Source organism: Kribbella sp. NPDC004536, from assembly GCF_042873835.1.
GTDB lineage: Bacteria > Actinomycetota > Actinomycetes > Propionibacteriales > Kribbellaceae > Kribbella.
On the sequence record NZ_JBIALY010000003.1, the window covers coordinates 1,506,677 to 1,525,319 of the forward strand.

Sequence of the window (18,643 nt, forward strand, 5' to 3'; positions counted from 1 at the left end):
TCCTTGCAAGACAGTGTTACTAAGTCTTGCGGATGAGGGTCTGCGCCACCGACTTTCCCTGGTAGTCGCGTGGAGGTGAGCAGTGAGCGGTGCGGTCGATACGTCCGCGGCGGAACTGATCGAAGGTCCCGCTGTCGAACCGAGACCTTCGGCCGTACGGCGGTTCTTCAACGCCTGGCTGGTGCGAAGACTGTTCAAGGCGGTCCTGACGGTCCTCATCGTCACGACCGGAACGTTCTTCCTGGTCCGATTGTTGCCCGGTAACCCGGTCGACACCTACATCCAGACGCAGATCGCGCAGACCGGTATCTCGTACGAGGCCGCGGCCGCGCAGGCGAAGAACCTGTTCTCGCTGGACCCGAACCAGCCGTTGATCGTGCAGTACTTCCACTACATGGTGAACATGCTGCACGGCGACTTCGGGAACTCGGTGCTGTCGCCCGGAACGACGGTCGCGCAGGTGATCAAGACCTATCTGCCCTGGACGCTGTTCTCGGTCGGGGTGGCGACGGTCTTCAGCTTCATCATCGGCATCGTCGCCGGGATGATCATGGCGTACCGCCGCGAGACCTGGATCGACCACCTGCTGACGTCGATCGGGTCGCTGCTGCACGCGATCCCGAACTACATCCTGGCGATCCTGATCGTGGTCTTCCTCGGGGTGAAGCTGCAGTTCTTCGACCTGACCGCGGCCCGCGGCTCGTACACGCCGGGCGTGACACCGTCGTTCAGCTTCAGCTTCCTGAACGACATCTTCTACCACGCGACCCTGCCGATCCTGGCCTACGCGCTGACCACGGTCGGCTCCTGGGCGCTGGTGATGAAGTCGTCGACGGTGGAGACCCTCGGCGAGGACTACGTGACGGTGGCCCGGGCGCGCGGCCTGTCCGACTCCCGGATCCGGTCCGGGTACGTCGGGCGGAACGCCGTACTGCCGCTGTTCAGCCAGCTCGCGGTGTCGCTCGGCTTCGTCGTCGGCGGCTCGATCTTCGTGGAGAAGATCTTCGGCTACCAGGGCATCGGCTTCAGCCTGTACAACGCGGTCAACGGCCGCGACTACGCCGTCCTGCAGGGCATCTTCCTGGTCGTGACGATCTCGGTCGTGGTCGCGAACCTGCTCGCCGACCTGCTGTACAGCCGGCTGGATCCGCGGATCCGCGTCCAGGGCAAGGGGTGACGAGATGACCGAGGCAACCATCCCCGTCTCCGCGGTCGGTACCACCGGCGTCTCGCGCTTCGCCGGAATTCTCAGCTCGCTGCGCCGCAGCCCGGCCGGCTTCATCGGGTTCGTGATCGTCGCGCTGATGGTGGTGATCACCGCGATCGTGCCGTTCTTCCTCCCCGACGTCGCGCCGAACGTCAAGGAGATCCTGCTCCCGGCCGGTTCGCCCGGTCACCTGCTCGGTACCGACAACGAGGGCAAGGACGTCCTGATCCAGATGATCGGCGGCGGCCGGACGGTGATCTTCGTCGGCTTCTTCGCCGCGGCGATCTCGACCGCGCTGGCGATCGTGCTCGGTTCGCTGGCCGCCTACCTCGGCGGCTGGGTCGACTCGGTCGTGGTCACGCTCGCCGACGTCTTCCTCACCGTCCCGCAGATCGTGCTGCTCGCGGTGATGGGCGCGTTCTTCAAGCTGGACTCGCCGATCCTGCTCGCACTGCTGGTCGGCGGCCTGTCCTGGCCGGTGCTGACCCGGGCGGTCCGGGCCCAGGTGTTCTCGCTGAAGGAACGCGAGTTCGTCGAGGCGGCCCGGCTGCTCGACCTCGGCACGGTCCGGGTGGTGTTCGTCGAGATCCTGCCGAACATGGCCAGCTTCATCCTGATGAACTTCATGATCGGCGTCACCAACGCGATCTACCAGCTGGTCGGCCTGTACCTGCTCGGTCTCGCCCCGCTGACCGGCTCCAACTGGGGCATCATGCTCAACCGCGCCTGGATCGCCGGTGCGATCTTCAACGACGCGAGCCTGGCCTGGATCCTCAGCCCTGTGGTCGCGATCATCCTGCTGCTGCTCGGACTGGTGATGATGACACGATCCCTCGAAGAGATCCTCAACCCGCGGCTCCGGGACCGGTGATCGCGCGATGACGACCACTTCTTCGAGTACTCGGGCCAAGCGCGGCGGCGAGGGCAAGCCGCTGCTGTCGATCCGCGACTTCAAGGTCGAGTACCGCACCGGCTCCGGCTCGGTCGTGGAGGCGGTCCGCGGCGTCGACCTGGACCTGTTCCCGGGCGAGAGCCTGGCACTGGTCGGCGAGAGCGGCTGCGGCAAGACGACGTTCGGCCTCGGCCTGCTGCGGTTGCTGCCGCGGCTCGGGCACGCCAGCGGCAAGGTCCAGTTCAACCGCGGCGACGGTACCGAGATCGACGTGCTGGGACTGGACGGCCGGGACCTGCGCGAGTTCCGCTGGCGGGACGCCGCGATGGTATTCCAGGGCGCGATGAACGCGTTCAACCCGGTGCTGAAGATCCGCGCGCACATGCACGACACGATGCGGGCGCACACCAAGGCCACCAAGCAGGAGATCGAGGACCGGGCGGGCGAGCTGCTCCGGCTGGTCCGGCTGGAGCCGACGCGGGTGATGGACAGCTACCCGCACGAACTCTCCGGCGGTATGCGGCAGCGCGTACTGATCGCGATGAGCCTGCTGCTGGAACCCGAGGTACTGATCCTGGACGAGCCGACCACCGCGCTCGACATCCTCACCCAGCGGTCCGTGGTCGACGTACTCCACGAGGTCCGCGAGCGGCTCGGATTCTCGATGATCTTCATCTCCCACGACCTGTCGCTGGCCGCCGAGCTCGCGGACCGGGTGGCCACCATGTACGCCGGCCGGATCATCGAGACCGGTGGCGTCCGGGACATGTTCTACCGGCCGCGGCACCCGTACACGCTCGGCCTGATCAAGGCGGTGCCGCCGATCGTCGGCGACCTGCCCGACATGGAGTCGATCCCGGGCGGACCGCCGAGTCTGGCGGCGCTACCCGCGGGCTGCACGTTCAGCCCGCGCTGCAAGTACGCGACCGAGGAGTGCAAGGAGGCCGACCCGCCGCTGATCCCGATCTCCGACGAGCCGGGTGACGCGCACGAGGCCGCCTGTATCCACTGGAAGGACGTGCACCTCGAGCGTGAGGTGCCGAGCGAGAACTTGGGGACGGCATCATGAGCGCGCTCGAGAAGTCCCCGGAGACGGCAGCGGGCGGGACGCCGCTGATCTCGCTCGGCGGGGTCAGCCAGGTGTTCGACACCAAGGCCGGCCCGATCAAGGCGGTCGACAACATCAACCTGGCGGTCAACCCGGGCGAGGTGCTCTGCCTGGTCGGCGAGAGTGGTTCGGGCAAGACCACGGCGGCCCGGATGGCGGCGGGCCTCGCCCGGCCGACCAGCGGCAAGGTCGCGTTCGACGGGACCGACATCTGGTCGATGAAGCGCAACGACTTCACCACGTTCCGGCGCAGCGTGCAGTACGTGCACCAGGACCCGTACGCGTCGCTGAACCCGACCCGCACGATCCAGCAGACGATCACCGCCCCGCTGCTCAAGCACGGCATCGTGAAGAGCAAGAAGGAAGCCGCGGAGAAGGCGGCCGAACTGCTCACCAAGGTCGACCTGACGCCGCCGGAGAACTACCTGCCGAAGTTCCCGCACCAGCTGTCCGGTGGCCAGCGGCAACGAGTCTCGGTCGCCCGGGCGCTGACCCTGGACCCGAAGCTGATCATCGCCGACGAGTCGACGTCGATGCTGGACGTGTCGATCCGGATCAGCGTGCTGGCGATGCTCGGCCGGCTGCGCGACGACCTCGGCGTCGGGTTCCTGTTCATCACCCACGACCTGGCGATCGCGAAGTACTTCGGCTGGAACGGCAAGACCGCGGTCATGTACCTCGGCCGGATCGTCGAGTTCGGCCCGACCCCGAAGATCATCAACGCGCCGACGCACCCGTACACCCGGGCGCTGATCGACGCGATCCCGGAGCCGGACCCGGACCTGACCAAGACCAAGGGCCGGGAATCCCTGCGCAGCCTGGAGATCCCGAGCCTGGCCGACCTGCCGCCCGGGTGCTCGTTCCATCCGCGCTGCCCGCAGTTCGAGAGCGGGCTGTGTGACGGGAAGGTACCCGAGCTGGTGCAGATCCGGACCGGCCAGTCGGCCGCGTGCCACGTGGTCGCGCGCGACGGCGTACCGGACAAACCCGACGAGCCGGGGAGCTGATGACACCTCAGATCGGCCGGGCGGCGCTCGGCTGGGCAGCGTTCCTGGTGCTGGCCAGCGGAGTCCTGTTGCTCACCCTGACGCCGGGCACCGCGGAGTTCGTCGTCACCTTGTTCACCTTGTGTTTGGGCCTGCTACTGGGCCTGGTGGTCGTCGTCGGGGTGTTGATCACCCGGCGTCGGGAGAAACGCGAGGGCGGTAGTTAGTCCCCACCAGTAAGTAGTACCTGACCCACATGGGCGTGTGGTCAGTCCAGAAAGGACCAAGGAATGAGTCCCACCGGCACCATTGACTCTGGCGATTCCGGCACCGACGGAACGGGCGCGGACGCCCGGACCAACGCCATCTCCCGCCGCAACGTACTCCAGTTGTTCGGCATCGCCGGTGTCGGCGTGGCCGGCATCGGGTCGCTGGAGGCCTGCTCGCCGAGCAAGCCGAACTCCAGCGGTGGCGGCGGCAGCAACGCCAGCAAGGAGTTCCACGGCGCGTACCCGTACCAGCTGCCCCCGAAGGGCCACTTCAACCTCGTGAAGGGGGTCACCGACGGCATCCAGGTCGACAGCCCGTACCTGGATCTCATCTACCCGACTGCCGGCCTGTACTACTGGGCCGACAAGAAGTGGGAATGGATGATGGCCGAGTCCGGCACGCTGGACGAGGCGACCAAGACCTACACGCTGAAGCTCCGGTCCGGCCTGACCTGGAGCGACGGCAAGCCGGTCACCTCCAAGGACGTCGTGTCGACGTTCAACCTGCACTGGCTGATGCGCCAGCAGTCCTGGACGTTCCTGTCCGACGTCGCGGCCAAGGACGACACCACGGTGACGTTCACCATCGGTACGCCGTCCACCGTGCTGGAGCGCTACATCCTGCGCGCGCCGATCATGCCGGACTCGGTCTACGGTGAGTGGGCGACCAAGGCCGAGACCATGCGCAAGGCCAAGACCAGCCTGGACAGCGCAGAGGGCAAGCAGCTGAACGGTGACTTCCAGAAGTTCCGTCCGGAGAACCCGGTGGTCTCGGGCCCGTTCAACTTCGACGTGAAGAGCATGACCAACTCGCAGATGACGCTGGTCAAGAACGACAAGGGCCTGTTCGCCGACAAGATCGGCTTCAACAAGGTCGTCCTGTACAACGGTGAGACCTCGGACATCACGCCGGTCGTGCTGAACAAGGACATCGACTACGCGACCCACGGTTTCGCGGTGGCCACCGAGAAGACCCTGCTGGGCAGCGGTTTCCGGATCCTCCGGCCGCCGGTGTACTCGGGTCCGGCGCTGGTGTTCAACTACACCGCGCACCCCGAGTTCTCCGACGTCAAGGTCCGGCAGGCGATCGCCTACATCCTGGACCGCAACGAGAACGGCACCGTCGCGCTCGGCGACTCCGGCAAGCCGTGCAAGTTCATGGCCGGCTTCTCCGACATCGCGGTCCCGGACTGGGTCTCCGATGCCGACCAGAAGAAGCTGCAGGCCTACGAGAAGGACGAGGCCAAGGCCACGTCGCTGCTGCAGTCGGCCGGCTGGAAGAAGACCGGTGGCAAGTGGATGCTGCCGAACGGCAAGCCGGCCGCCTACGACATCAAGTTCCCGACCGAGTTCGCCGACTGGAACCCGGCCGCCACCAACGCGGCCGACCAGCTGAACAAGTTCGGGTTCAACATCACCAAGCGGGGCATCACCTTCACCCAGCTGAGCCCGGACGTGCTGTCCGGCAAGTTCGACATCGCGATCCAGAGCTGGGGCGCGTCGAGCCACCCGCACCCGTACTTCTCGTTCGTCCAGGACCTGTACACGTTCAACTACGTGACCGCGGCGAACTCCGGCGGCAAGGGAATGAACTTCCCGCTCAAGCAGACCACCTCGGCCGGTCCGATCGACCTGCAGTCCGTGGTGGACAAGTCCGCGCAGGGCCTGAACCTCGACGAGCAGAAGAAGAACGTCACCGCCGCGGCGCTGGCCTTCAACGAACTGCTGCCGATCATCCCGCTCTGGGAGCGCTACGGTAACAACCCGGCGCTCGAGGGCAAGCGGGTGGCGAAGTTCCCGGCCGACGACGACCCGATCCTGAAGAACGCGCCGTACGCGGACAACTTCGTGATCATGTACATGTACCAGGGCAAGGTCGCGCCGGTTTAACAGTTGGCGTCCGAGGAGATTGTTTGATTGGGTCGGCCGGGTGATCTACGTACGTGAGATCGACCCGGCCGACCTGGCCCTGTTCGACGAGTGGTACGACGCCTTCCGGGCCGGCGCGGTCGCCGGACGCGAGGCGCCGATCATCGAGGCCCGTTCGGCGTTGGCGTACTCGCTGCGCAACCCGGGGCCGTTGAAGCAGCGGATCGCGGTCGGTGCGTTCGAGGACGACCGGGTGCTCGGCGGGATGCTGTTCGAGTACCGGCTCACCGACAACCTCGACACGGTAGAGGCCGAGATCGACGTACCGCCGGAGCACCGGCGGCGGGGCATCGGCACGCAGCTGTGGCAGTGGGCGGTGACGCGGGCCGAGCAGCTCGGGCGGACCATCGTCCAGACCGAGCTCGCCGTACCGTCGGACCCGTGGCCCGGCGCGCTCTTCGCCGAGCGGCTCGGGTTCGCGGTCGAGCACGTCGAGGAGCATCTCGTCGTGCCGCTGCCGTACGACGAACTGCTGCTGGAGGACCTCCGTACGGCCGCGGGCCGGCTCGACGGGTACCGGCTGACGTCGTGGGCGGGGGTGTGCCCGCCGGAGCACCAGCAGGCGTACGCGGATCTGCACAGCGCGATGGATGTCGACGTACCGACCGGTGGCATGACCCGTGAGGTCGTGCCGTGGACGGTGGAGAAACTCGAGGCGAGCGAGGCGCGGGTCGACCGGAACTACCTCGCGCTGGTGACGATGGCGCACACGCTCGACGGGGCACCGGCCGGGTACACGCTCATCTATTTGCCGCGGGCAAACACCGAACACGGCCAGCAGGACGACACCCTGGTCCTCCGCGAACACCGCGGCCACAACCTCGGCACCCACCTGAAACTGGCGAACCTCGACCAACTGGCCAAGCACCGCACGAGCCAGCGCTACCTGCACACCTGGACCGCGCTGACGAACACCCCCATGCGCAAGGTCAACGCCCGCTTCGGCTTCCGCACGATCGAACAGCACCGCGAACTGGAACTCCACCTGCCCGTGCCGGTCAGAGGCGTCGCAGCCAGCTGAGGTGGCCTTCGTCCATCAGCGCGTGACCGTCCGCGCTGTCGGCGACGGTCGGGTCGTGGGTGGCGATGACGACGGCGGCGCCGCGACGAGCCTCCTCGTGGAGGAGGTCGAGGACGCGTTGGCGGTTGGTGCTGTCGAGCTCGCTGGTGGACTCGTCCGCGAGGACCGCCCTGCCCTGCTGGGCGATCCCGCGCGCGACCGCGACGCGTTGCTGCTCACCGCCGGACAGCTCCTCGACCAGATGATCGCCGCTCTCCGCCAGCCCGACATCTTCGAGCGCCTGCTGGATCCGCCGGTCCAGTTCCTCGCCGGGCTTGTGTGCCGCGAGCAACGGAATCGTCAAGTTCTCCCGCGCGGTCAGCACCCGTGCGAGCCCGTTCCCCTGCGGGATCAGTACGACGCCGTGCTGCGCCGCGGCCGGCCGGTCCAGGATCACCAGCCCGTCGATCTCCACCTGACCTTTCGCCAACGGTACCGCGCCGGCGATTGCCCACAGCAACGAACTCTTGCCGGCGCCGGACGGGCCGCTGACCGCGAGTACGAACCCGGGCGGGACGGTGAACGACACGTCCGACACCGCGGTCAGGTCGCCGTACCGCACCGTCACCTGGCTGAGGCTGATCATTCTTGCTCCACAGGGGTGAGCCGGATCTCGCCGTTCTCGGTGGTCACCTGTACGAGCGTGCCGGCCGGAAGCAGTTCGGCGACATGCGGTGGCAGCGGCAGCGATCCGTCCACCGCGACCACGGCGTACTCCTCGCCGGAGCGTCCCTCGGAGGCGATCCGGCCGTCCCGGATCGTGATCGTCCGGGGGAGGGTCGCCGCGACCTCGGGGTCGTGCGTGACCAGCAGCACGGTCATCCCGGTCTCGCGGTTGACCGTACGGAGCGCTTCGAGTACTTCGTCGCGGGCGTGATGGTCGAGCTGGCTGGTCGGCTCGTCCGCGAGCAGCAGACCGGGTAGCGTCGCGATCCCGACGGCGACCGCGCACAGCTGTACCTGGCCGGGGGTGAGCCTGGTCAGCTCGGACGTCGAGTGGTTGCCGAGGCCAACGAGTTCGAGAATCGTCTGTGGCTCGGGCAGGTCCCGGCCAGCCGGCGCGGCCTGTTGGGCGTACCGGACGTTCTCGGCCGGCGTCAGGTACGGGATCAGATTCCGCCCGGCGCCCTGCAGCACGATACCGACGTCACCGGAACGCATCCGGTCCAGCTCGGCCTCGGTCATCGTGGCGACGTTGTGCTCGCCGATCTGCAGCCGTCCCGCACTGGGGGTCAGCAACCCACCACACAACTGGAGCAACGTCGACTTGCCCGCGCCGGACGGCCCGAGCAGCCCGACGAGTTCCCCCGGCCGCACGGTGATCCCGATCCCCGACAGCGCCGCGACGTCGTGCCCGTGCGCCCGATAGATGTGCACGAGCCCTGTCGTACTGATCGCGAGGCCACTCATGTCAGCTCCTCCCGGATGCGGCTGTAGCCGGAGCGTCTGTTCACACCGCTGCCGAGGAACAGCGTCGCGGCCGCGAGGATCGCCGTACCTGCGAGCCAGAGCGCGATCGCGACCGGCCAGTTGGCCCGCAGATCGAGCGGTACCGGACTGTCGCCGCTCGCGAACAGCGGTATCAACGGCAGCGCCACATGCGCACCGACCAACCCGCACGCGCTTCCCAGTAGTACGGCAAGCGTCACCGGTCCGGTCTGCTCCCAGCGCGCGGCCCGTCCGGTCGCACTCGCCGGTACGCCGGTCAGCCGCAGGCTCGCGTAGTCCTGCGCCCGCGACCGCCACGAGGTGACGATGGTCAACAGAAGTACGACGAGCGCGAGCACCCACGCGGCGATGCCGACCACCGGGGTCAGTTGCAGCGCCAGCGCGCTCGCCGACCGGCCGTACGACGCGATCCGGTCGTCGCGCCGGTCGACGAGTTCCGCGTTCAGCCCGGCCCTGGTGAACTGCTCGACGATGTTGTCGACGTTCGACATCCCGTCCTTGTTCAGCCAGACCTCGAAGTCCGTACCGCCCTCGTCGACGGCACCACCGAGCCGGCGGACCGTCTCCAGGTCGACGACCGCGGTCCGGACGCCGTACCGGTTCACCGGCGAGCGCAGCCGCTGCAGGCGGTCCAGCAACATCGGCGATCCGTCGACGCCCGGCGCGGTGCTGTCGTCGCCGTACCGGAACTCCGGCGTGATCAGTGCCGGTACCGCCACCGGCACGGTCCCGTACTGCAGGAACTGGTCGTTGCCGAAGCTCTTCATTCCTATTGTCAACAATCCGCCTCGCTCGGCGGTGACCGAGCCGGGGTCGCCGCCGACCGTCCGGACCGTCTTCCAGTCGTCCGGTGTGCCGAGCGGGATGCTGGGCTGGTCGTCGCTGGACAGCGTGCTGATCGTCAACTGGCCTTCCATCCCGGTCTGGTCGTCCACTTCCCGGCCGACGCCCAGCCGGAGCAGGTCGCAGCCGGCCTGACACTCCACGGCGGTTCGCAGTACGGCGGGTTCGGTGGCCGGAAGTTTCAGCGCCGGGAACGTCACCAGGTAGCGCGAGCCGTCGCGGTGGCTGACCACGTTCGCACGCAGTACGACGGACTTCGGACGGCCGCTGTCGATCGCCGTACCGTTCTGGCTCTTCTGGACGGTCGCCTTGATCGCGCCGGTCGAGAGCGTGACGGTGAGCTGTGTACCGCGGAGCTCGATCGGAGGCGGATCGGCCGGTGCTTTCAGGGCCTGCCACCCGGCGGCGTCGGTGAGCTGCTCGCCCTGGAACGCGTTCCGCCGGAAGCTGTCCGGCTCGATCATCTCGGTCTGCAGCGAGTCGGGGGAGCCCGGCCGCGAGATCACCACCGGCGTCAGCCAGCGCCGGTCCGGGTCGACCTTGTCGACGGCGCTCAGGAAGTCGGCGAAGTACAGCGAGTTCATCCGCAGTACGCCCTCCGCGCCGGTCTCGTACCCGGAGCGCAGTTCCCGGTTGTGGGTGCCGACCGACGCGGCCTGACCGGCGAACGTGAGCAGCGCGGCGGCGACCGCGACCGCGGCGACGATCCGGGTCACTGCGGGTCGGCGGGACACCTGCAACGCCCCCAGCGCGAGGCCCAGCCGCCCGCGGCGCAACGCCGCGCGACTGATCAGGCCGGCGAACGGCAGCAACAGATGGGCGAAGGCGAGACCCGCGGCGAGCCCGAGCAGTGCGGGAGTGAGTACCGGCAGCGGCCCGCGCCCGTTCCCGGTCAGCGCGGCGATCAACCCGGCGACGGCGAACACGATGATGCACAGGTCGGCCACCCCGATCGCCCGGCCGTGCCCGCGCGGCGCGACCCGGCGGAGCAGCGCCGAGATGGGACGCCGTACGGTCGTCCGCACCTGCACCACGACCACGGTCAACGCGACCACGGCCGCCGCCACGATCGCCGCGGGCACCGTCCACGGCACCTCCAACGGAGCCCCGCCGCGGAGCCAGGTCGCGCGCACGATCGTCAGGATGCCGAAGCCGGCCACGCCACCGAGCAGCGTGCCGACCAGTACGGGCAACCCCAGTTCGACGGCGAGTACGCGATGGGTACGGCGGGCCGACGACCCGCGCAACCGGGACAGCGCGATCTCCGGCCGCCGCTGGTCGACCACGGCCGCCAGTGCGAGCGCCAGTACGACGACCGCGAACAGCGCGACCTGCACCATCACCAGCGGGATGATCGTGGTCGCCTGCTTCCGCTCCGACCGGATCTGGTCGACGAGCGTCGGCAGCGAGGACGTCACGTCGGCCGGGATGCCGAGCTCGGTCGCGTTGCCGTTCACGGTCCGGGTCGCGTCCTGCAGGCGGTCCAGGTCGCCGAGGCGGTTCTTGCCCGGCAGCGGGCGGGTGTCGGAGGTGACCTTCGCGGCGAACTTGGTGCTGCCGGTGAACGTCGTACGGTCGGTGAACAGCTCGTTCGCCCAGCCGGGGTCTTTGTCGGTCGGCTTCCGGGTGTGCCCGAGCGGGTAGTCGCCGAACCAGTAGTCGCCGCGGGCCTCGTTCGGCCGGTAGAAGCCGACGATCCGCAGCGGCTGGTCGGGGGAGTTGTCGCTCGCGCCGGCGCTCACGTCCTGGCCGGTACGGAGGTCCCAGAACGACCGGTCGATCACCGAGGCGATCACCTCGTTCGCCGCCCGTGGGCAGCGGCCCTCGACCACGGTGAGCTGGGCGCAGTACCCGTCCCGCCAGCGCAGGCGGGTCGCCGTACGGTCGTCGGTGGGCTTGGCGCGCCACGAGATGTCGCTGTAGTAACCGTGTACGGGCGGGGTGAAGTGCGACTTCAGGTCGTCCGGCAAGAGTTTGTCGAGCTGCTCCGGTTGCAGTGTCGGGCTGTTGTCGAGCCGCGTCGTGCGGGACACGATCAGCCACGACGCCGGCAGCCGCTGCCCGGACAGTGTCTCCGTCATCACGGTCTGCTCCACGGCGCGCGCGAACCACGGTCCGAACACAGCACACGTACCGATCAGCAGGCTGATGCCGGTGAGCACCAGCGCCTGCGCCCACCGGTACCGCAGCGCCCGTCTCAGGAACACGTTCCACCCCCACCGGTCTGTACTGCCCGCCGAATGTACGGAATGTTTCGGTGGCTGTGCCGGGCGGCGGCAAAATGTCACATGAATGTTGTCCAGACAGGAATCCGCTGGGGTCCGTGCCGCGCCGAGCCGCGGCGGCGGTAGGTTCGGCACATGCGTTCTTCCCAGCTCGGTGACCTGACCGTTTCCAGCCTCGGCCTCGGCTGCATGGGGATGTCCCAGTCGTACGGCGTGCGCGCCGACGACGCCGAGTCGATCGCGACCATCCACGCGGCGATCGACGCCGGCTGCACGTTCATCGACACCGCCGACGTGTACGGCGACGGCGCGAACGAGGAACTCGTCGGCCGGGCGCTGGCCGGTCGCCGCGACGAGGTCGTACTCGCGACGAAGTTCGGGTTCAAGCGGCCCGCCGCGGCGTCCGACGTGCCGACTGTCGTCGACGGCTCCCCGGAGTACGCGGCCCGTGCGCTCGACGCGTCGCTGCAGCGGCTCGGCGTGGACCACGTCGACCTCTGGTACCTGCACCGGCGCGACCCGCAGGTGCCGATCGAGGAGACGGTCGGCGCGATGGCGGCGGCGGTGCAGGCCGGCAAGGTGCGGTACCTCGGGCTGTCCGAGGTGAACGGCGACACCGTCCGTACGGCCCACGCCGTACACCCGATCAGTGCGGTGCAGAGCGAGTGGTCGCTGTGGACGCGCGACCCGGAGACCGTCGTGCTGCCGACGCTGCGGGAGCTCGGGATCGGGTTCGTGCCGTTCAGCCCGCTCGGGCGCGGGTTCCTGACCGGGCAGATCAAGTCGCCGGCCGATTTTCCTGAGGACGACATGCGGCGCGGACTGCCGCGGTTCCAGGGGGAGAACTTCCAGCGCAACCTCGACCTGGTCGCGCAGGTACAAGCGCTGGCCGCGGCCAAGGGGGTGACGCCGAGTCAGCTCGCGCTCGCGTGGCTGCTTGCCCAGGGCAATGACGTGGCGCCGATCCCGGGGACCAAGCGGCGGACGTACCTGTCGGAGAACCTGGGTGCGCTCGAGGTCGAGTTGTCGGTGGACGAGCTGGCCGCGCTGGACGCGGCGTTCCCGCCCGACGCGGTCGCCGGGCAGCGGTACGGATCCGGCGGGATGGACCTGGTGGGCAAGTGATCGGCATCACCGGCGCGACCGGGCAGCTCGGATCGCGGATCGTCTCCCGGCTGGCCGGCCAGCCGCTGCGGCTGGTCGTCCGCGACCCGGCCCGGGCACCCTCGGTGCCGGGCGCGTCGGTGGCGCGGGCGGCGTACGGCGAACACGCCGCGCTGCTGTCGGCGCTGGACGGCGTCGACGTACTGATGTTGCTCAGCGCAACGGAGTCGGCGGATCGGGTCGCGTTGCACAAGGCAACCGTCGACGCGGCGGTCGCGGCCGGCGTACAGCGGATCGTGTACACGTCGTTCGCCGGGGCCGCGCCCGGAGCGACGTTCACGTTCGCGCGGGACCACTGGCACACCGAGCAGCACATCCGGTCGACCGGCGTGGACTTCACGTTCCTGCGGGACAACCTGTACCTCGACTTCGTTCCCGGCTTCGTCGGCGCGGACGGCGTGATCCGCGGACCGGCGGGGGACGGGCGAGCCGCCGCTGTCACCCGCGACGACGTCGCCGCGGTTGCCGCCGCGGTCCTCCGCACCGCCGGTGCTTCGCCCGGACTCGACCAGTACTCGGGCGCCACGTACGACCTCACCGGTCCCTCGGCGTTCACCCTCGCCGAGGCCGCCGCGCTCCTCACCGACGCCTGGGGCCGCACGATCCGCTACGAGCCGGAGACCCTCGACGAGGCGTACCGCTCGCGGGAGTCGTACGGCGCTGCCGCCTGGGAGGTTGCCGGCTGGGTGACGTCGTACGCCGCCATCGCCAGCGGCGAACTCAGCCACGTGTCCACGGCGGTGCGCGACATCACCGGAGTCGAGCCGACCAGCCTGGAACAGTATGTCCGTGCTCAGTGAGACACTTGTGCGGTGCCGCTCTACCGGGATCAGGCGATCGTGCTGCGCACCCAGAAGCTGGGTGAGGCGGACCGGATCGCCACGCTGCTGACCCGCGCGAACGGCAAGGTCCGCGCGGTCGCGAAGGGCGTACGGCGGACGTCGTCCCGCTTCGGCGCCCGGCTGGAACCGTTCAGCCACGTCGACCTGCAGCTCGCCACCGGCCGCACCCTCGACGTCGTCACCCAGGCCGAGTCGATCGCGGCGTACGGCGAAGGGATCGTCGGCGACTACGCCCGGTACACCGCAGGCACCGTGCTGCTGGAGACCGCCGACCGCCTCGTCGTCGAGGAGAAGGAACCCGCCACCCAGCAACACCTGCTGCTGGCCGGCGCCCTCCGCGTGCTCTCCACCGGCGAACGTTCGCCGGACCTCGTACTCGACTCGTTCCTCCTGCGTTCGCTGTCGATCTCGGGCTACGCGCCGTCCTTCGACGACTGCGCCCGCTGCGGCGAACCAGGCCCCCACCGCGCCTTCAACCCCGCCGCCGGCGGCATGGTCTGCACCACCTGCCGCCCCCCGGCCTCAGCCATGCCCTCCCAGTCCACCGTCACCCACCTGGCCGCCCTCCTCACCGGCGACTGGCCCACAGCCCTCCGAGCCGACCCCAGAACCCGCCGAGAATCCACCGGCCTGATAGCCGCCTTCTTCACCTACCACCAAGAAAACCAACTCCGCTCCCTCCCCCACCTCGACCTCACCTCAGGGAAGAGCTGATCCCGGCCGCAGCTCCCTCTCGACCTCACGGCAGGAGAGCGAGCTAGTGGTTCCCTCGAGGCCAGCCGGTCGGCTCCGATCCTGTCCGCTGTTGTCGCGGGTAGCCGTTCACCGAGCGGCCGCGACCGGACGTCGCCACGGGCTTGCTCGACCGCCCCAGCTCCGCCGACTGCTCAGGAGTGCGGCGCTGTCCGCTGACTGCGCGAGTCGCCCCGGGCGGGAGCAGACCGCTCCAGGCATGTGCGATCGCTCTGTTGGCGTCGAGCACGGCCTGCCGGGCCGACTGGCTGCCGCGCGCATCCGGTCGTCTCTCTCCGAAGCGATTGAGGCCGGGCTGTCGATCGTTCGGGTGCCTGTTGAGCCGGGCGCAGACGTGCATGTAGATGTTGTTCCGTCCGTGCCGGGGCTTGATCGCGAGCAGTTCGCGCCGCGGCCGTTGACCGGTAGCGGACGGCCCAACCTCGCGGAACACCAGGCGATAGTCCGGTTTGCGGGACGGGTCGGAGCGGACGTACGCCGTCACGCAGTCGCGAAGATCGCCCTTGCCCCGTTCGTATCCGAGGGCGTGATGCCCGTCGGTCGATCCGTCGCGAAGGTTCTCGATCTCTCGCAGAACCTCGCGGTACAGGTGGCGGGCCGCTGGGGACGCGTTGGCCTGCCGGGCGGAGGAAGTACAGGTCCTGGTGGAACTTCTCGAGGCCGACGACCTGGTACTTCCCGTCATCGGCCATCGCTCTCGGACCTGTTCTCGGCCTCGGACCTGTTCTCGGCCTCGGACTTCTTCTCGGCCTCGGACTTCTTCTCGGCCTCGGACTTCTTCTCGGCCCGGATCTCGTCGAGCAGCTCGCGGGTCAACGGATCGTCGGCGGCCAACTCGTCCAGGTCCAGCGGTCGGCTGCCGGGCAGCGGCTCTGTCGCGTACACACGCACCGTCGGGTCGTCGACCACCCCGGCCGGCGGCTGATCGTCGCCACGCAGCTCCCGGTACTGCGCCGTCGACAACAACACCGCCTCCGGCTCGCCGTACTCGCCCCACACGACCGGCGCCCCACCGCCGCTCCGCGCGGCCTCGACGAACTCCTCCAGCCGCCGGGCGACCTCAGTGACCCCGACGACCTCGTACGGCACGGCGAACTTGTTCTCCCCGCCGAGGTCCTCGAACTCGTCGTACGTGAGCACGACAACCTCCGGCGCCCCGTCCCCGAAGCTGAACGCCCAGGTGTGCCCACCCCGAAACCGCGCAAGTATCCCCGCCAGATCCCCCCGAACCACCCCAACCGAAAGCCAAGTCGTCATCCCCCGAACCCCTCCCCACCACCGACACCGGTCCCCATCAGCATCCCGCCACAGGCGCCGCCGTCGCACCCCCACCATCCGGATCCACAATCACCGGAACCGCTTCACCGATCCGCAATTGGGTAGTGGATTGCTGGGTTGTAGCAATCTGTCCGCCGTCCCCCATCGTGCTCTGCCAGGTGATTTCCCATTGCGCGACGGCGGTCACTGGGTACTTGCAGTTGGGCAGCTTGTGTGACGTAGTGGCATACCTATGGCCACAGGTGGGAGAGCCGGCAATGTGCTTCGATTTGTCGTACGGCGTACCGGGGCCATCGCATCTCACCGTGCTGCCGTCACCCATGGTCCAATTGATCGCCTTGACACGACCTGTCGCAGTGACTGACAGGCCCGGCACACTGGCACCCCGCACGATCGGACCCCAGGTGTTCTCCGTCTTGGATACCCACAACCAGACTGGCATGTTCACGAGCCCGACCTGACCTGCGGCCGGCGCAGTCCTGATCAGGGGAGGGGCGAGCTGCATCGCGGCAATCGCCTCGTACACCAGCGTCATGGGATCCGGCACCACGGTGTCTGGTTTGCCTGGAAGCCAGACCCATTCGGTGACAATGTGCTTGCCTTGATCGTAACCGGACTCCCGCGTGCACGCCCAGATCGACCCGTCAGTGTGGCCCTGCCAGCGATAGTCGTCCAGCGGCGGTGGTGGAAGCTCCTGCTTCATGTAGCACTGGTGACTGTTCGACCAATTTCCAAGATCGGGGTCGACGCACGGCTGCACTGCGCCATTGAACTCACACACAGTCTTGACGTGCGTCGCCTTCTTAGGAGGCTGGCCGGGTGTCGTTGGCTTCGTCTGGCCAGGAATAGTCGTTCGTGGGACCCATATGTAGATGCCCTGGACGTAGCGGAGGACGACATCTCCCTTTGGCCTCGGCGGAATGGAAGAGGTCGGATCCGCGGCGGCAAGTCTGGCACCTGCCAACGAGCTGAGCACGATGCCGATGGCGACAACCAGGACGCGGCAGGTCCTCAGCATGAGCCGAGTGCCTTCTCGTCTGTCAGGAACCACATCTTGACGGACGTGGCGGGTCGAGTTGCGTACCTGAGCTCGGCGGCAAAGGCGACCCGCTTACTACTGCTCGCTGATATGGGAACGACCTTCTGGTCCGTTTGGAAACGCAGCACCGTCGCCGAGAGGTCCAAGCATGATCGAAGCGTTACCTTCGGCTGTTCCGCGGTGAGATCGACAGCAGACGGAATCAACGAACGGATCTGAGCCCTGCCTGCTCGATACCAGCCGCTGTCGCGAAGCGAGCGCGCATCCGCGATTGCGTCGACCATCCGCTTGTCGCTCAGGCCGGCTGCCTCGAGTGTCGGGCGGCTGGGGCGAGTTGGATCTGCCAAGGCTTTGTCGATCCCGGCCATCGCCGCGACGTACCTTGCCTTCGCGCCGGCGATGGCTGTCTCCTGCTCGGACGTCCACGCCGGAGTCGACTGCGTACCCGAAGGCTCACTCGGGGTCGGGCTTGGTGTGACGGAGGTCGAGGTGGGGGTCGTGTTGGGGTGGCCGGCCTCGGGGGAGCCTTGGCAGGCGGTTAGCGCGGTGGCGGCGCAGAGGGCTGCTGTGGCGGTGATGAGGGCCGGTCGGCGGGGCATGGGGCTCCGATCTTGATGGGTTGTGGGTTAAGGGTTGCATACGGAGGGTGTTCGAGGGGGTGGGTTATCCACAGGTTGCAGGTTGTTGCAGGTGGGTGGGATGGGAGACTTCGGGCATGTCGCCTATTGGTCGTCGTCGGGAGCGGGGTCGCGGGTCGCGGGGGGACCGGGCGGGGGAGAAGGTGGTGGTGGCGCCGGATCCACATCCTTCGGGGGCTCGGGTGCCGGAGATTCCGCGGGAGTTGGTGCCCAGGCATGTGGCGATCGTGATGGACGGGAACGGGCGATGGGCCAAGCAGCGGGGGCTGGCGCGGACGGAGGGGCACCGGGCCGGTGAGGCGAGCCTGCTGGACGTGATCAAGGGCGGGATCGAGATCGGGGTGAAGTACATCTCGGCGTACGCGTTCTCGACGGAGAACTGGGCGCGGTCGCCGGAAGAGGTGCGGTTCCTGATGGGGTTCAACCGGGAGGTCATCCACCGGCGGCGGGACGAGCTGGACGCGATGGGCGTACGGGTGGTGTGGTCGGGGCGCCGGCCGCGGTTGTGGAAGAGCGTGATCGACGAGCTGGAGTACGCGCAGGAGCGGACCAAGGACAACGACACGATCACCCTGCAGTTCTGCGTGAACTACGGCGGCCAGGCGGAGATCGCGGACGCGATGAAGTCGATCGCGGCGGAAGTTGCCGCCGGCAAGCTCAAGCCGGACCGGATCACCGAGAAGACGATCGCGCGGCACCTGTACGCGCCGGACATCCCGGAGGTCGACCTGTTCGTCCGGTCGTCGGGCGAGCAGCGGACCAGCAACTTCCTGGTGTGGCAGCTGGCGTACGCGGAAATGGTGTTCCTGGACACGCTCTGGCCGGACTTCGACCGGCGGGACCTGTGGCGGGCGATTGAGATCTACGCGCAGCGCGACCGGCGGTACGGCGGTGCGGTGCCGAACGTGGTGACCGCGCAACCTGAGCCGCCGCTCAGCTGACGCCTTACAGGGAACGGAAC

Annotated in this window: 18 protein-coding genes; 11 read left to right on the top strand and 7 right to left on the bottom strand. The window is 68.3% G+C overall.

Going from position 1 to position 18,643, the window contains the following annotated elements:
• Positions 1 to 82: 82 nt before the first annotated feature.
• The 7 genes from ACFYRU_RS32650 to ACFYRU_RS32680 all read left to right on the top strand — a co-directional run bounded on the left by ACFYRU_RS32650 (position 83) and on the right by ACFYRU_RS32680 (position 7,412).
• Positions 83 to 1,177, top strand: coding sequence for an ABC transporter permease (locus ACFYRU_RS32650; protein WP_387665755.1), 1,095 nt, complete (start codon positions 83 to 85; stop codon positions 1,175 to 1,177).
• Positions 1,178 to 1,181: 4 nt separating this feature from the next.
• A complete protein-coding gene (locus ACFYRU_RS32655) occupies positions 1,182 to 2,078 on the top strand; it encodes an ABC transporter permease (RefSeq protein ID WP_387665757.1) in 897 nt (298 codons plus the stop codon).
• Between the two features lie 7 nt (positions 2,079 to 2,085).
• Positions 2,086 to 3,168 (top strand): ABC transporter ATP-binding protein, encoded by a 1,083-nt coding sequence (locus tag ACFYRU_RS32660; RefSeq protein WP_387665759.1) that lies wholly within the window; start codon positions 2,086 to 2,088, stop codon positions 3,166 to 3,168.
• Entirely contained in the window at positions 3,165 to 4,214 is a 1,050-nt protein-coding gene (locus ACFYRU_RS32665) for an ABC transporter ATP-binding protein (RefSeq protein ID WP_387665761.1), read from the top strand. The genes ACFYRU_RS32660 and ACFYRU_RS32665 overlap by 4 nt, the downstream gene beginning before the upstream one ends.
• On the top strand, positions 4,214 to 4,420 hold the full coding sequence (locus ACFYRU_RS32670; RefSeq protein ID WP_141859434.1) for a hypothetical protein: 207 nt from the start codon (positions 4,214 to 4,216) through the stop codon (positions 4,418 to 4,420). The genes ACFYRU_RS32665 and ACFYRU_RS32670 overlap by 1 nt, the downstream gene beginning before the upstream one ends.
• A gap of 63 nt (positions 4,421 to 4,483) precedes the next feature.
• Positions 4,484 to 6,352, top strand: a complete 1,869-nt coding sequence (locus ACFYRU_RS32675) for an ABC transporter substrate-binding protein (protein ID WP_387665763.1) — start codon at positions 4,484 to 4,486, stop codon at positions 6,350 to 6,352.
• Between the two features lie 40 nt (positions 6,353 to 6,392).
• Positions 6,393 to 7,412: a GNAT family N-acetyltransferase gene (locus ACFYRU_RS32680; RefSeq protein WP_387665766.1), complete on the top strand. Its 1,020-nt coding sequence runs from the start codon at positions 6,393 to 6,395 to the stop codon at positions 7,410 to 7,412.
• On the opposite strand, the gene ACFYRU_RS32685 is transcribed toward ACFYRU_RS32680, so the two are convergent.
• The 3 genes from ACFYRU_RS32685 to ACFYRU_RS32695 are packed head-to-tail and all read right to left on the bottom strand — an operon-like array spanning position 7,390 to position 11,950.
• A complete protein-coding gene (locus ACFYRU_RS32685) occupies positions 7,390 to 8,037 on the bottom strand; it encodes an ABC transporter ATP-binding protein (protein WP_387665768.1) in 648 nt (215 codons plus the stop codon). The genes ACFYRU_RS32680 and ACFYRU_RS32685 overlap by 23 nt on opposite strands.
• Positions 8,034 to 8,861 carry an ABC transporter ATP-binding protein gene (locus ACFYRU_RS32690; RefSeq protein WP_387665770.1) on the bottom strand — a complete coding sequence of 276 codons (828 nt, stop codon included), beginning with the start codon at positions 8,859 to 8,861 and terminating at the stop codon, positions 8,034 to 8,036. The genes ACFYRU_RS32685 and ACFYRU_RS32690 overlap by 4 nt, the downstream gene beginning before the upstream one ends.
• Positions 8,858 to 11,950 (bottom strand): FtsX-like permease family protein, encoded by a 3,093-nt coding sequence (locus ACFYRU_RS32695; RefSeq protein WP_387665772.1) that lies wholly within the window; start codon positions 11,948 to 11,950, stop codon positions 8,858 to 8,860. Before ACFYRU_RS32695 ends, ACFYRU_RS32690 begins: the two co-directional genes overlap by 4 nt.
• A 153-nt stretch (positions 11,951 to 12,103) precedes the next feature.
• Between ACFYRU_RS32695 and ACFYRU_RS32700 the strand changes: the two genes are divergently transcribed.
• The 3 genes from ACFYRU_RS32700 to recO are packed head-to-tail and all read left to right on the top strand — an operon-like array spanning position 12,104 to position 14,688.
• Positions 12,104 to 13,093 carry an aldo/keto reductase gene (locus tag ACFYRU_RS32700; protein WP_387665775.1) on the top strand — a complete coding sequence of 330 codons (990 nt, stop codon included), beginning with the start codon at positions 12,104 to 12,106 and terminating at the stop codon, positions 13,091 to 13,093.
• Positions 13,090 to 13,932, top strand: a complete 843-nt coding sequence (locus ACFYRU_RS32705) for an SDR family oxidoreductase (protein WP_387665777.1) — start codon at positions 13,090 to 13,092, stop codon at positions 13,930 to 13,932. Before ACFYRU_RS32700 ends, ACFYRU_RS32705 begins: the two co-directional genes overlap by 4 nt.
• Positions 13,933 to 13,944: 12 nt before the next feature.
• Complete coding sequence (recO, locus tag ACFYRU_RS32710) at positions 13,945 to 14,688, top strand: DNA repair protein RecO (protein ID WP_387665779.1); 744 nt, start codon at positions 13,945 to 13,947, stop codon at positions 14,686 to 14,688.
• A gap of 43 nt (positions 14,689 to 14,731) precedes the next feature.
• Here the strand turns inward: recO and ACFYRU_RS32715 are convergent, their stop codons facing one another.
• The 4 genes from ACFYRU_RS32715 to ACFYRU_RS32730 form a co-directional block, all read right to left on the bottom strand.
• On the bottom strand, positions 14,732 to 15,412 hold the full coding sequence (locus ACFYRU_RS32715; RefSeq protein WP_387665782.1) for a hypothetical protein: 681 nt from the start codon (positions 15,410 to 15,412) through the stop codon (positions 14,732 to 14,734).
• Positions 15,409 to 15,984: a hypothetical protein gene (locus ACFYRU_RS32720; RefSeq protein WP_387665785.1), complete on the bottom strand. Its 576-nt coding sequence runs from the start codon at positions 15,982 to 15,984 to the stop codon at positions 15,409 to 15,411. Before ACFYRU_RS32720 ends, ACFYRU_RS32715 begins: the two co-directional genes overlap by 4 nt.
• Before the next feature lie 37 nt (positions 15,985 to 16,021).
• Positions 16,022 to 16,708: a hypothetical protein gene (locus ACFYRU_RS32725; RefSeq protein ID WP_387665787.1), complete on the bottom strand. Its 687-nt coding sequence runs from the start codon at positions 16,706 to 16,708 to the stop codon at positions 16,022 to 16,024.
• A gap of 308 nt (positions 16,709 to 17,016) precedes the next feature.
• Positions 17,017 to 17,412 (bottom strand): hypothetical protein, encoded by a 396-nt coding sequence (locus ACFYRU_RS32730; protein ID WP_387665790.1) that lies wholly within the window; start codon positions 17,410 to 17,412, stop codon positions 17,017 to 17,019.
• Positions 17,413 to 17,759: 347 nt separating this feature from the next.
• Between ACFYRU_RS32730 and ACFYRU_RS32735 the strand changes: the two genes are divergently transcribed.
• On the top strand, positions 17,760 to 18,623 hold the full coding sequence (locus tag ACFYRU_RS32735; protein WP_387665792.1) for an isoprenyl transferase: 864 nt from the start codon (positions 17,760 to 17,762) through the stop codon (positions 18,621 to 18,623).
• The last annotated feature ends 20 nt before the right edge of the window (positions 18,624 to 18,643 follow it).

Excerpts from the sequence above, each read along its gene's own strand:
- ACFYRU_RS32655 (WP_387665757.1), top strand. The coding sequence starts at position 1,182 with ATGACCGAGGCAACCATCCCCGTCTCCGCGGTCGGTACCACCGGCGTC.
- ACFYRU_RS32660 (WP_387665759.1), top strand. The coding sequence starts at position 2,086 with ATGACGACCACTTCTTCGAGTACTCGGGCCAAGCGCGGCGGCGAGGGC.
- ACFYRU_RS32665 (WP_387665761.1), top strand. The coding sequence starts at position 3,165 with ATGAGCGCGCTCGAGAAGTCCCCGGAGACGGCAGCGGGCGGGACGCCG.
- ACFYRU_RS32670 (WP_141859434.1), top strand. The coding sequence starts at position 4,214 with ATGACACCTCAGATCGGCCGGGCGGCGCTCGGCTGGGCAGCGTTCCTG.
- ACFYRU_RS32675 (WP_387665763.1), top strand. The coding sequence starts at position 4,484 with ATGAGTCCCACCGGCACCATTGACTCTGGCGATTCCGGCACCGACGGA.
- ACFYRU_RS32685 (WP_387665768.1), bottom strand. The coding sequence starts at position 8,037 with ATGATCAGCCTCAGCCAGGTGACGGTGCGGTACGGCGACCTGACCGCG.
- ACFYRU_RS32690 (WP_387665770.1), bottom strand. The coding sequence starts at position 8,861 with ATGAGTGGCCTCGCGATCAGTACGACAGGGCTCGTGCACATCTATCGG.
- ACFYRU_RS32700 (WP_387665775.1), top strand. The coding sequence starts at position 12,104 with ATGCGTTCTTCCCAGCTCGGTGACCTGACCGTTTCCAGCCTCGGCCTC.
- ACFYRU_RS32715 (WP_387665782.1), bottom strand. The coding sequence starts at position 15,412 with ATGACGGGAAGTACCAGGTCGTCGGCCTCGAGAAGTTCCACCAGGACC.
- ACFYRU_RS32720 (WP_387665785.1), bottom strand. The coding sequence starts at position 15,984 with ATGACGACTTGGCTTTCGGTTGGGGTGGTTCGGGGGGATCTGGCGGGG.
- ACFYRU_RS32725 (WP_387665787.1), bottom strand. The coding sequence starts at position 16,708 with ATGAAGCAGGAGCTTCCACCACCGCCGCTGGACGACTATCGCTGGCAG.
- ACFYRU_RS32730 (WP_387665790.1), bottom strand. The coding sequence starts at position 17,412 with ATGGCCGGGATCGACAAAGCCTTGGCAGATCCAACTCGCCCCAGCCGC.
- ACFYRU_RS32735 (WP_387665792.1), top strand. The coding sequence starts at position 17,760 with ATGTCGCCTATTGGTCGTCGTCGGGAGCGGGGTCGCGGGTCGCGGGGG.